The organism is Thiocapsa sp. UBA6158 (genome assembly GCF_002423035.1).
GTDB lineage: Bacteria > Pseudomonadota > Gammaproteobacteria > Chromatiales > Chromatiaceae > Thiocapsa.
Map to the genome: position 1 here is coordinate 14,427 of NZ_DIUM01000118.1, position 12,373 is coordinate 26,799.

10 protein-coding genes and 1 pseudogene are annotated in these 12,373 nt (G+C 65.0%); 5 read left to right on the top strand and 6 right to left on the bottom strand.

From position 1 onward, the window contains the following. Window positions 1–209: 209 nt before the first annotated feature. The 3 genes and pseudogenes from B4N44_RS16310 to B4N44_RS16320 form a co-directional block, all read right to left on the bottom strand. Window positions 210–785: pseudogene (locus tag B4N44_RS16310) on the bottom strand (transposase); the annotation flags it as partial. 607 nt (window positions 786–1,392) lie between these two features. Further along, window positions 1,393–1,683 carry a hypothetical protein gene (locus B4N44_RS16315; protein ID WP_296703014.1) on the bottom strand — a complete coding sequence of 97 codons (291 nt, stop codon included), beginning with the start codon at window positions 1,681–1,683 and terminating at the stop codon, window positions 1,393–1,395. 181 nt (window positions 1,684–1,864) lie between these two features. Beyond that, window positions 1,865–2,401 carry a nucleoside deaminase gene (locus B4N44_RS16320; RefSeq protein WP_296703016.1) on the bottom strand — a complete coding sequence of 179 codons (537 nt, stop codon included), beginning with the start codon at window positions 2,399–2,401 and terminating at the stop codon, window positions 1,865–1,867. A 555-nt stretch (window positions 2,402–2,956) separates the two neighbouring features. On the opposite strand from B4N44_RS16320, the gene B4N44_RS16325 reads away from it, so the two are divergent. The 3 genes from B4N44_RS16325 (at window position 2,957) to B4N44_RS16335 (ending at window position 6,142) form a co-directional block, all read left to right on the top strand. Then, window positions 2,957–3,580, top strand: coding sequence for a DUF2076 domain-containing protein (locus tag B4N44_RS16325; RefSeq protein ID WP_296703019.1), 624 nt, complete (start codon window positions 2,957–2,959; stop codon window positions 3,578–3,580). Window positions 3,581–3,700: 120 nt separating this feature from the next. Further along, window positions 3,701–4,972, top strand: a complete 1,272-nt coding sequence (locus B4N44_RS16330; protein WP_296703021.1) for a lysozyme inhibitor LprI family protein — start codon at window positions 3,701–3,703, stop codon at window positions 4,970–4,972. 195 nt (window positions 4,973–5,167) lie between these two features. Next, window positions 5,168–6,142 (top strand): endonuclease, encoded by a 975-nt coding sequence (locus tag B4N44_RS16335; protein ID WP_296703023.1) that lies wholly within the window; start codon window positions 5,168–5,170, stop codon window positions 6,140–6,142. A 66-nt stretch (window positions 6,143–6,208) separates the two neighbouring features. Here B4N44_RS16335 and ppk1 read toward each other — a convergent pair whose 3' ends face one another. Next, window positions 6,209–8,452: a polyphosphate kinase 1 gene (gene ppk1, locus B4N44_RS16340; RefSeq protein WP_296703025.1), complete on the bottom strand. Its 2,244-nt coding sequence runs from the start codon at window positions 8,450–8,452 to the stop codon at window positions 6,209–6,211. 239 nt (window positions 8,453–8,691) lie between these two features. On the opposite strand from ppk1, the gene cmoB reads away from it, so the two are divergent. Together cmoB and B4N44_RS16350 are read left to right on the top strand one after the other, a co-directional pair. Continuing rightward, the gene (cmoB, locus tag B4N44_RS16345) at window positions 8,692–9,684 is read left to right on the top strand and encodes a tRNA 5-methoxyuridine(34)/uridine 5-oxyacetic acid(34) synthase CmoB (protein ID WP_296703028.1); all 993 of its coding nucleotides are present in this window, start codon (window positions 8,692–8,694) and stop codon (window positions 9,682–9,684) included. Next, window positions 9,681–10,313, top strand: a complete 633-nt coding sequence (locus tag B4N44_RS16350) for a putative molybdenum carrier protein (RefSeq protein WP_296703029.1) — start codon at window positions 9,681–9,683, stop codon at window positions 10,311–10,313. Before cmoB ends, B4N44_RS16350 begins: the two co-directional genes overlap by 4 nt. On the opposite strand, the gene B4N44_RS16355 is transcribed toward B4N44_RS16350, so the two are convergent. Then, complete coding sequence (locus B4N44_RS16355; RefSeq protein WP_296703031.1) at window positions 10,270–10,509, bottom strand: RND transporter; 240 nt, start codon at window positions 10,507–10,509, stop codon at window positions 10,270–10,272. The two genes, B4N44_RS16350 and B4N44_RS16355, sit on opposite strands and share 44 nt — an antisense overlap. Window positions 10,510–10,715: 206 nt before the next feature. Continuing rightward, window positions 10,716–12,158 carry a putative nucleotidyltransferase substrate binding domain-containing protein gene (locus tag B4N44_RS16360; RefSeq protein WP_296703033.1) on the bottom strand — a complete coding sequence of 481 codons (1,443 nt, stop codon included), beginning with the start codon at window positions 12,156–12,158 and terminating at the stop codon, window positions 10,716–10,718. Window positions 12,159–12,373 lie beyond the last annotated feature (215 nt).

Genomic DNA, 12,373 nt, shown 5'->3' on the forward strand with positions numbered 1-12,373 from the left:
GGTAGTCCGGGCCAACAGGACCCCGTACCCGATCGGCGGTCAATGAACGCCGGCATGCCGGTGCCGACACTTACGGTCAGCGAGCCGACTTCCTTCCGCATGACGTCGATTCGGCGCTTGGCGGGTGCAGGTGTCTTCGCAGCCCTACGCCGACGGCCCGGAGCGCACGGTAGAGAGGTTGAAGGGGCCCCTTACCGGTCCTGCCGGCTCCCCGAGAGGCCCTCGAAGAGAAACAGCGGCAAGTCGCAATGGTTGCCGTAGTGATGATTGTAGAACGCGAACTCCTGCTGGCCATGGGTGGCATCCTCGGAGTGGTCCATGTCGAGCACGATCACTTGCGGTGTCTTCGGGTCGCTGGCGATGAAGGTGTCGACGAAGGCCTGCGCCATGCGGTAGAGGCCGCGCGCGCCGACCCCGTTCTCCAGACGCGAGAAGGTCGGCCCGCTGGCCAGGTCCGTCGTCGCATCGAGCGTCTTGCGCTCCAGCCCCAGCTTGAACAGCGCATCACGGCGCAGCGCCTTGGCGTCGTTGCCGTCTTCGTAGGCACAGGCAATCTGGAACACCCGTTGCGCGATCAGCTCACGCATCGGACGGGTGATGTAGGACGGATGGCGCCAATCATCGATCGCTGCGCTCAACCGCTCGGTCAGGCCAATCCGGCGATCAACCCCGCGCAGGATCATCGGGCCGAAGTCCGACGACATGGCGACGCCGTCGAAGTCGCCGCGGACACTGAACCCGGCGACCGGGGGAAAACGCAGCTGTTTCGGGGTAGATTCGGGCATGGGCGACCTCGTTGAGCCTCTTCCGAAGCCGTGTTGAAGGCGTCGATCAGACGCTCTTCCAGCTGCGCTTCGGCATCGGCCGGGCGACGAAGATCGTGCGGGTAAGGCTTCGAGTACTGCATCTTCAGCCGGTGGCGGAGGATGCGCCAGAAGTCACCGCTGAGTCACCAGGACGCTTGCTTTTCGGTGGTGACTCTAAGCCGTTTTTGTTCTGCTACACCCTTTGGATTCATCGATCTGCGCGGTATTGTCTCGCCGGCTCCCGCGCCAAGCGCTCAACCTCTTCGTTTGATGCAGAAGACGGCGGGGCTGTATCCATCCTGTGTTCGATTGCCGACGCAAACCGACAGGTAGCTTTTCCGAAAGGCATCGCGATGTCGAAGCGCTTGCGCGCAAGCGGGAATCGGGCATTTTCACGGCTCGGTGGCCAAGCAACCTCGGGGTCACCGATTCCGACCCGCACCTCACCGAGCCAGGCAGTTCCGCCGCCGAGTTGCAGCACCGAGCCTTCCGCCACCATGCGCCCGGCGACCGCCACCTCGCTGCTCATGGTTGAGAAGAGCGCATTGACCGTGGTCTCGATCTTCCCGAGCGCGATGATCAGACGCTATCGGTCGCGCGTGCACTTCTGCACGGGCTCGCTCTCGACCTCCTCGACGGACGCACCCTCCATGTCCACGGAGGCGCAGACGCCGATGTCGAGCGGCCCATCGTCGGTGTCGATCTCGGTCGCGGCGGTCGTCGTGACGGCCCTTCCGCCGATGACCCATTCACCGATGTAGCCGTCCGCAGGTCGGCTCTCGACGATCCCGTGGAAATCGTCATCGGCCACGACGCCGAGCGAAAAGGCGAGGGCGGAGATGGCCAGGGTCATGGCCGGGAATTTTGGATGCTTCATCGGGGGTCTCCTCGGTTCGATGGTTCGATAGGGTTCGGAGATCAAAGTAGCCGATGCTCGCTGACGAAATGCTGACGATCGCGGTTTCACGGCATCGATGGTGGCCGTCGGGCAAGCGTCAAAGCCGCAATTCGCCTGACCGTCCGCCCGGACGCCCGGCGGTCCGCCCAGAACGACGACTTCAGTAGTGCACACGCCCCGGATTGGCGGCATAGGCTTCGAGGATCTCGAGTGCCTCGGCCCGCAGCAGCGGAATCTCGGGGATCGCTCGCTGTCCCGGTGGCTTTGCCAGTTGCTCGTGAATGAAGTGGTCATCGAATCCGATGCCGGCGGCATCCTGGATGCTGAATCCGTAGAACACGCGCTCGATCCGCGCCCAGTAGATCGCACCGAGGCACATCGGGCAGGGCTGGCCGCTGGTGTACAGCTCGCACCCGTGCAGGCTGATGCTCCCGATCCGTCGGCAGGCATCGCGGATTGCGACCATCTCGCCATGGGTGGTTGGATCACGGGTGGCGATGACCCGGTTCCAACCCTCCCCGATGATGTGCCCGGAGCGCACGATCACGGCACCGAAAGGCCCGCCGTCGCCCGCTGTCGAGCCCCGACGGCCTAGCTCGATGGCGCGCCGCATAAAGCGCACGTGATCGGATGACCGCTCGGTCTCCCCGAGCCTTCCATCCGAAAGCTCGGACTGCTCGCCCACATCAATCCCCATCGGTCTGCAGCCTCCCGAGCCGCTCCCTTGTGATCGTTCGGCACAGCGCCATAAAAGCCTCGTTCGATTGACCTGCTTCGACTGACGAGCAGCTCCTCGGGGTATTGGGACCCTGCAAACCGAGCAGGAGGATACCTGTTGCGACCGTACTGACAAGACGCTCACGCTCAAACATGGCTCCAAGGCGCTACGCGGACAAGGGTGCGGCGACCCGATCGGGGCGAGGGGCCATGTGAAACCGATCGGCTCCATCAAAGACCGGAGACCGGATCTCGACTTTGGGCGCACGGCGCTCGTTGCATACGATGATGTGAACCTTTGCCTCATCGCGCGAACGGCCCGGGCGCGAATCCGCCCTGATCGCCTGCGTCCTCGTTGAGGGACCAAGGATGGATTGACAGGCCGTCGCCCCATGCGGCTCAATGCGTCGCTCACAGCAGCGGACTCGAGGAACCTTCGGAACCGATGGGTGCTCTATGCTGCGGCCTTTCCCTTTTTTAACCCGAACCCTTTTGACCGGAAGGAGAGTTTCCAGTGGATCACGACGAGCAAAGCATGATCGGCAACCTTTTCGCCAAGCTCAAGCAGGCAGAACAACAGGCCGGCCCCCGCGATCCGGCTGCGGAGCAGGAGATCGCCGCTGCCGTGAGCCGCCAGCCGGCCGCGCCTTACTACATGTCTCAGGTCATCCTGATTCAAGAGCAGACGGTGCAGGCTCAGAACCAACGGATTCAGGAGTTGGAGAAGCAGCTTGCCGAGCGTCCCGCGGCGGGCGGTGGATTCCTCGGCGGTCTCTTCGGGGGCGGGGCGGCTCCGGGCGCAAGCGCCGCGCGGCCAACGGCCGAGCGCACGCCGGCCATGACTCCGGGCAGTACGCCGGCGACGGCTGCGGGCGCAGCTCCGGGCATGGCGTTCGGCAAATCGTCCGACCCCGCAGCTCCGAGCCGAGGGTGGTCGCAGCCGACACCGTCCGCCGGGGGCGGCTTCCTGGCATCGGCCCTGACGACCGCTGCGGGCGTCGCCGGCGGCATCATGATGGCCAACGCCCTCACCGGTCTGTTCGGCGGCAACGAGGCCCAGGCGTCTGAAACACCGGCGCAACCCGAGGAGGCGCCCCTCGAGTCCGAGGAAGCCTTCCCGGACGATGGCGGAGATTTCGAATCCTTCGAGGAGTTCTGATCCGCGCCCGGCGCATCGCCTTTGCCGATGAACGGGGCCGGTTTAGCCCCCAAAGGTCGGCGATGCGCCTCCTCCGTCGGGCGAGGCTGGTCCGCGTTACGGGCACTCATGGATAAGCGTATGAGGAATCGACGTTTCGGACAGCTTGCGACCGCGCTTGTCTGCGCCCTCTCGGGTGTCCTGGCGGATGCGGCTTGTCTGGATATCGACGCCGCATCCAGTCCCTGTCGATATCCGGCGGGCGATGCCTGGTGTGCCCGCAACGACGGCGTCAATCTTTACGCCTACAAGGACGGCTGTGTCGACGCAGGTCGGCTCGCACAAACCGACGCGCCGGCTCGTGCGCCGGCCAAGCCCGCACCGGGGGATCCGGTTGCCGTCTGGGACTGCGCCAAGGCTAGAACCGCCGTGGAGCGCTTGATCTGCGCCAACCCCGACATCCGAGCCCGGGATGCGAGAATGGGCGTCCTCTACACCGAGTTGCAGGCGCTCGGCCTGTCGCCCGAGCGGATGCAGAAAGCCTGGCTCAGCAACGAGCGCGCCGCCTGCGGTGATGCGGATTGTTTGCGCGCCCTCTATTCCGAACGCATCCGCTACTTCGAATCGCTCGTACGATCCGGTGCTGCGGAGCGCGAGACACTCCGGGTCGAGGCAGATCCGCAACCCGTCGTGCCGATCGCCGGTCCGCCGACGCCCGAGACCGAGGTCGATCCGAAGCCGGTGCTGCTGCCCGCGACCGAGCAGGCATCGACAGAGCCTTGGGCATCGAGCTCCGAGACGACCTTGCCCACCGATGAGCCCGTGGCCTTCCTCCCCGAGCTGCCGCAGCCGGAACGACCCTCCGCATTTTCGGGTGACGACTCGGCTGTCGGCGGCATGCCCGTTTCATCCGACGCTACTCCGGGCCAGTCCGGCCATCAGGTGTCTTCTGGAGGGCCGGGCGTCGGCGTTGTCACTGGGGGTGCCGCCGCGTTGATCCTGGCGATCGGTCTCTTCGCGTGGCTGCGGCGCGCCCGGATCCGCAGCGCCATCGCCGTCTGCCGCGATCGCCTTGCATTTCTGCTCGGGAGGTTGCAGAGGGTATCGGCGGGCTGGCTCGCCACGCTGCGGCGACTCCGCGCCCCTGTCCGCGACCCGCGGCTTGCTTCCTCGAAGGTCTCGCAGGAGCCATCGTGCACCGCTGAACCAGGTTTTTCGGACGAGATCCTCGCACGCCTGCACGCGCTGGCAAGGCCCGGAGAATCGCTATCGTCCGTGCTCGGACGCGCGGTCGCCGCGCTGGAAAGCGCCTCGGACCGGCCGCGGGAGACGGTTGTCTTATCCCGCATGGCAGCGCTGGAGGCCCGCTTGGCAGAGTTGGAAGGCCAGAGGTCGACGCCGACATACCCTTGAGCGACCGCAGTGGGATGGCTCCGTTGCCGAACGCCGCCTTTCCCTCCAAGCACACTCTGCTACAGTGCCTGCCCGCCGTCCACCCGGGATCGTCCGCTCGTCATGCCTCGCCGCCCGTCTCGCAAAGCGCCTCCGCCTCAAGCTGCAAACCGACTCGCCGGGCTTGCCCGTTGGGTGCCGGCGCTGCGCCGAAGCATGATCGCGCTGCGGGATCTCGGTATCGGACTGGTCTTGATCTGCATCGTTTCATTCCTGCCGATGAGCCTGACGCAGAGCTGGCCGGAGCCCGCGGGTCGTGCGGTCGAGATCGCGCGCGACATCCGCGTCTTGTTGTTCGACGTGGTGCGCGAGACGGCTGTCGGCGTCGGATCCCTGCTCTCGTTCGGCGATGGGGGTGTCGCGGCGCCGGTTCGTGCAACCGCCGAACCTGCCCTAGGGTGGTGGCGGTTCGATCGTCGGGCGTTCGGCGCTTTGGCTGCGTCCGACGCTCCTCGGTCCGGGATTGTCGGCGACTTCGATGAGGCTCGTGCAGTCTTGCTCGACACCGTCTACGCGGATCGTCGGGCGAGCTTCTTCTGCGGCTGTCGCTACGACCTCCGGGGTCGGATCGACCTTGCGGGCTGCGGTCTGGGCGTGCTGGTCGGCAGCCGCCGGGCGGAGCAGGTCGAGGCCGCGCATGTCGTCTCGGCGGCCCAACTCGGAGGCTCGCGCCGCTGTTGGCGCGAGCCCGCGGCCTTCGCCGCCTGCACGACCGGCGGGGCGGCTCCCCTCTCGGGGTCGGCCTGCTGCGAACGGGTGGATCCCGCCTTCGCCGCTGCACACAAGGATCTGCACAACCTGGTTCCGGCGGTCGGAGCGATCACGGCCGCGCGCTCGGATCACGCCTGGGGCGAGCTGCGCTCGGGACAACAGCTGGGCGATTGCGCGATCCGTTTCGACCCCATCCTGCGCCGGGTACAGCCTCCGGAGGGGGTGCGCGGGGACATCGCCCGGACGTTGTTTTATATGCGCGACACCCACGGTGTGCGCATCGGCCGTCAGGACGTAAAGCTCTATACGGCCTGGAGCAACGCCGATCCGCCCGATGCCCCGGAGGTCGAGCGCAATCGGCGGATCAGGAGCCTGCAGGGTAGGGGGAACCGCTATGTAGAGGACGAACGGCAGTTCTGAGCCTCCTCGAAACGGCACCGGAGTGCAGGAGGGATGTGGGCACGTCCGTTGTGCCCGGGCCTCGGGCTATTTGAGGTTCTTGTCGCGCAACCGCCATTGGAAATGGCTCAAGAGCTTGGATCGCACCTTCTTCTCCTTGTGCTTGGCCGCCGCGGCGAGACGCTTCTCGGCGACCCCGATCAGGGTCTCCTGAGCACCCTTGGCGTTCTCGTCTTCCGGTGTGCGTTGGGTGTAGTTGCCGTCCGAGTCCATGTCCCAGGCCGAGCGGGTGTCGGCGAACTGAACGTCCAGGATGAGTCGCAGCTCTTGGCGCAGCTCCGGGTTCTCCACCGGTGCATGGACCTCGACGCGGCTGTCGAGATTTCGGCCCATCATGTCGGCCGAGCCGATGTAGTACTCCTCCGCGCCGCCGTTTCTGAAGTAGATGATGCGTGCGTGCTCGAGGAAGCGCCCGACGATGCTGACGACGCGACCGGTCTCGCTGATCCCGGGCAGTCCGGGTCGATAGCGGCAGGTGTCGCGAATGATGAGATCGACCTTCACGCCGGCGCGGCTGGCCTTGTAGAGCGCGCGCGTGATCTCGGCGTCTTCCAGCGCATTCATCTTCATCTGGATGAGTCCGCCGCCGTCACGCTTGTGATGCTCGATCTCGCGGTTGATCTTCTCGATGATCCCGCGCTTGAGCGTATAGGGCGCGGCGAGGATCTTGCGATAGCTCGGGGGCGGGGAATAGCCGGTGAGATAATTAAAGAGCTCGGTGAGATCCTGACCGATATCCTCGTCGCAGCCGAGCATGCCCAAGTCCGTATAGAGCTTGGCCGTGCCCGAGTGATAGTTGCCGGTGCCGATGTGGTAATAGCGGCGCAGCTGCGAGTAGTCGCGTCGCACGATGAAGATGAGCTTGCTGTGGGTCTTCAGCCCCATGACACCGTAGTTGACATGGATGCCCTCGGCCTCCAGACGCCGCGCCCAGACGATGTTGGCGGCCTCGTCGAAGCGCGCCTTGAGCTCGACCAGCACCGCGACCTGCTTGCCGTTGCGCGCCGCCTGCATGAGTGAGTCCAGGATGGGGCCGGCCGAGGTGCGATACAGCGTCATCTTGATGGCGAGCACCTTGGGGTCTTCCGCGGCGGTGCGCAGGAAACGCTCGACCGAGGTGCTGAAGGCCTGATAGGGGTGCTGGAGCAGGAGCGGTCCGTTCTCGCGAATAATGTGGAAGATGTTGCGTCGGTCGTTGGCGAGCAAGGGATGATCGACCGCGCGGTGGGTCTTGTCGTGCAGCTCGGGCTTCTCGATGCCGGCAAGCTCGAAGAGATCGCGCAGGGCCATCATGCCCTCGACCTCGAAGACGTCCTCGTCCTCGTTCAGACCCAGCTCGGCGGCGAGCATGCCGCGATGGATCCGTTCCATGCCGGGCTGCACCTCCAGACGTACGATGGGTGCGAAGTGACGCTCGCGCAGTTCGGTTTCGATCATCTCCAGCAGATCGTTCGCCGCCTCGGCTTCCGGCTCCACGATGGCGTTGCGGGTGATCCGGAAGAGGGCGCAGGAGTCGATCTCCATGCCCGGAAAGAGCATGTCGAGGTTCTTCACCATCAGGTCTTCGAGCGTGACGAAGGTGGTGGTGCCGTCGATGGCGATCAGACGCCGCGACACGTCCTTGCTCACCGGCACCTTCACGCGTGCCATGTAGACCTCGCTGCCGCCCGGGAAGCGCAGGGTCACCAGCAGGTTCAGGGTCAGGTTGGAGATGAAGGGGAATGGATGCGCCGGATCCATGGCCAGCGGGGTCAGCATCGGGAAGATGTTGGCGCGGAAATAGTCGCGCAGCCGCTCGCGTGCATCGGACGGCAGATCGTCGTAGAGGGCGATGCGGATGTCGTGTTGCGCGAGCTCCTGCATCAAGATGGTGTCGATTCGCTGCATCTCGGTCTGAAACTCACGGGCCGTGGCTTGGCATTCCTTGAGCTGCTGCGGCGGGGTGCGGCCGTCTACGCTCGGGGTATGCACCCCGGCGGCGATCTGCTGCTTGAGACCGCCGATGCGTTTCATGAAGAATTCATCGAGGTTGTTGCTGACGATCGCTAGGAACTTCACCCGCTCCAAGAGCGGAGTGCGGCTGTCGTTCGCCTCGTTGAGGACGCGGCGGTTGAACGCAAGCCAGGTCAGCTCGCGATTCAGATAGAGTGAGGGATCGTCTAAGTCGATCTCCTCCGGGATGCTCGGGGCGACGCCAGGGGCCGGGTCGACCTCCTGCACGAAATCGGAATCCTCGTCGATGGCTTTCTGAATCTCTTTTTTGTTCAGCATGTTGCGTTCCCTTGGACGGCAGGTCGGCAGTGGTGTGGGCGGGGCGGTTATTCTAGCAACCGCGCACGGGTCGAAGATCGCGGTTTCATGACGTGACTCTGCCTTGCCTTGGGTGCCGCTGCAAGCCCATCAGGACTGTGATCGAGGATGCGAAGTATGACGATGAACGAACCCGATGACCTTGTCGATCGGCCGAGTGCGCCGGTCATGCCGTTCGAGCTCGACGGTGCCGAGGTCGCATGGACCTGACGCCGTTCGAGCCCTTTCTGGATCGGCTCGGGCGGACCGGTTTGGGCGCCCGGGGCGAGACGCTGGCCGAGCGTATCGCGCTCCGGATAGGTGTACGGGCACACGGGGATCTGCCGAAATGGGAAGCGGCGTTGGCGCGGCTGCCGGACCTGCCGCAAGGTCGGTCGCGTCTGAATTGTTCCTGTGTCGGGATCGAAGGCGCCGGGCTGCTCGACGCCGATCTCGGGCGGACTCTGACCGAGGCGCTGATGGCTCTGCACCCCTGGCGGAAAGGCCCTTTCTGCATCCAGGGCGTACACATCGACACCGAGTGGCGCTCGGATCTCAAATGGGATCGCTTGGCCGAGGCCATCGCGCCGCTCGCCGATCGCCTGGTGCTCGATGTGGGCTGCGGCAACGGCTATCACGCCTGGCGCATGCTCGGGGCCGGCGCTCGGTTGGTGCTGGGGATCGATCCGACGCTTCTGTTCGTGCTCCAGTGGTTGGCGATCAACCGTTATCTGGTGCGGGACGATCTGGCGGTTCTGCCGCTCGGCATCGAGGATCTGCCGGGCGATCTCACCGGCTTCGATACGGTCTTCTCGATGGGCGTGCTCTATCACAGGCGCTCGCCGATCGATCACCTGATGGACCTGCATCGACTGCTGCGCCCCGGCGGCGAGCTGATCCTGGAAACCCTGGTGCTGGAGGGCGAGGGCGAGGGATTGCTGGTCCCGCCGGGACGCTACGCCGCCATGCGCAATGTCTGGTTCATCCCGAGCGTCGATGCGCTCGCGGTCTGGCTCGGTCGCTGCGGGTTCACCGGGATCCGTGTCGTCGACGTCACCCGCACCGGCCCGCAAGAGCAGCGCTCGACCGATTGGATGCGCTTCCAATCGTTGCCCGATCATTTGGATCCGGCCGATCCGAGCCGCACCATCGAGGGACACCCGGCGCCCGTGCGCGCCGTCCTGATTGCGAACCGACCGGAGTCCAGCCCATGACCGGATTCGTCGACAAGCTCAAGCTCAAGGAAAAGGCCGAGGAGGATCTCTACTTCGCACGACGGGAGGCGGACCTTCTGGCGGCACGCAGGTCCGTCGAGGGGCATGATCCGAGCGTGCCCGCGGCGGGCGTCCGGGTGGTCTCGGGAGGTCAGACGGGTGTCGATCGCGCGGCGTTGGACGCAGCCATCACGCTGGGTCTGCCGATCGGCGGCTGGTGTCCGCTCGGGCGTCGCGCCGAGGACGGTTCCCTCCCGGAGCGCTATCCGCTGCGAGAGACCCCGAGCGTCGATGATGCGGAACGCACCGCGTGGAACGTCCGCGACAGCGACGCGACCCTGATCCTGCATCGCGGCCCCATGACCGGCGGCACGCGCCTGACCGCGGAGCTGGCGCGCAGACTCGGTAAACCCTTGCTGGCGCGCGACCTGTTGGCGCCGATCGATGTCCCGGCGATCGCCGATTGGCTCGTCGCGAACCACGTCCGGGTTCTCAACTGTGCCGGGCCTCGGGAATCCGTTGCACCGGGGATCGGCGAGGAGTCGCAGCGGATCTTCGTCGAGGTCTTTCGCGCTTGGCTTCGCCTTAGCGAGGCGTGGGGTCTTCTCCGCGAGTCAGGAGACGCGTGACCTTCAGGATGAGCAAGACCCACGGGGTTGCATGCAAAACCAGATCGAAGATGTCGATTGCCTTTACCAAGGTCCCGTCGGCCAGCATCTTCAGCTTTTCCCAAAGATGCGGCTCCGGGGCGAAGGGTGATAGCCCCAGGGTCAAGGCGGCGATGACGAAGAGGTAAAGCGGAACGCGGTCGGTCCAACGGAGCATCGGGTCAGTCCTGTGTGCGCGCCGGGTCAGGCCGATCCCGGCGCAATAGCGTCATAGAGTAGGGGGCGAGGGTGGAGGGTTGTCTGCCCCGGGTGTCATGGGGCGATCAAGCCGCCCTCTCATCATCGGCCCCGCAGCCATCAAGACCGAGCTCGACCGATGCCGCCTCGTCCCGCAACCCAAGCAAGCTCGCTCGGAGACGCGCTTCAGCGCCCCATTTGATTGAGATGAAAGCGGTTTCGTAAGAAGGCCTGAAAGTGGCCGACCTCCTCGAGCGCAAGCTTCAAACGTCCCTCTTCGATCCGATTCAGCCGCTCGAGCGGTAGATAGTTGTTGGGCTCGCGGCCTTCCTCGAGTGCGAGCAGCTGCGCGCGCAGCCGCAAGGTCACCAGAAAATCCAGGGCGGCGATCAGACTTTCCGCTTGCTCGGCACGCAGGATTCCGGCTTCGCGCAAGCCGAACACACGGCCGCGGGTACCGCCGTCGCCGACGCCCGCCTGCAGGGCCATTGCCTTGACCCCCTCGGTGATCGGAAAGATACCGGCCTTCTTCAGCTCGATGCTGCCGCGATGCGGCCCATGTCGTTCCGGCTTGATCCCACCGAAAAACCCCAAGGGCGGCTTGAAGCCGACCGCATTGGCGGCGCTGTGAGCCAAAAACAGATTATTTGCACGCAACTGCGCAGTGATGTGGGCCTTCAACGCGGCCTCGAAGCTCGCATCTCCGTAAAGGGTGCGCAGATCGAAGAACATGCTGCCCGAGAGGATGTTCTCGGGCGACGGGGTGCGCAGCCATCCATCGAGAACACGTTTCCACTCGGAGAGACTGCGCCGCCACGCCTCGTTCTTCGCCATGATGCCGCCGTGGCACGCCGGCACGCCGATCCCCACGAGATGGTCGATCAAGTCGACACTGAAGGCCGCAAGGCGCTCGCGCTCGTCCGCCGTCAGATCGTCCGCGTAGACGATCGCATTGTCCTGATCGGTCGAGAGTGTCTGCTCCTGCCGGCCTTCGCTCCCCAGTGCGAGGAAGGCGAAGCGATCCGTGAGATCGGGATAGCGCTCGGTGCGCACCAACTCGATCAGACGCACCAGGATGCGGTCGTTCAGATGCGCCACCGTCTGCACCAGATCCTTGGTCGCCACGCCTGTGCCCGACAGGTGCACGACGAGCTTCTCCAGCTTCTCGTGCAGGATCTTCAGATCATCGACGTCGGCCGCCTCCTCGATCTCCTTCATCAACTGCTGGGGCGAGCGACTTTGCAGCCGCAGCGCGTCGGTATCCGTGACGATCCCGCAAAGCGCACCGCTCGCATCCACCACACACAACCGGTGGATTCGCCTGCGGCTCATCAGGTGAAGCGCCGCGAAAAGATAGTCGTCCTCGCCGATCGTCACCAGGGGGCTGTTCATGATGTCGCTTACGCGCAGCGCGCCGGGATTCTGCCCCCGCGCCACGACCTTGTTGCGCAGGTCACGGTCCGTCACCATCCCGACCGGAACCTGATCCGAGCACACCACAATGCTCGAGATGTTTCGCTCGCTCATCATCTCCGCGGCGACAACCAGCGACTCATCCTGCTCGCAGGTTACGACATCGCGTTGACACAGATCCCTGACGGGAACGAAAAACACATTATCAGCGGACATTGGGCCTCGATAGCGACTGATTTTGATCACTGCATCGACGGTGGAGCTGCGCGTTGGACCGCAAAGCGCTCCATCCGCGATCCGATGCATTCGTGAGATGGATCGATCCAACGGGACGGGACCGAATCCGCAGACGCCACTTTATCCCGGGGAACCCGATCACGCGAGACCGAGCGAGCGACACCGGCGACTCGCGCCGCCTCGGCGACGTTGAC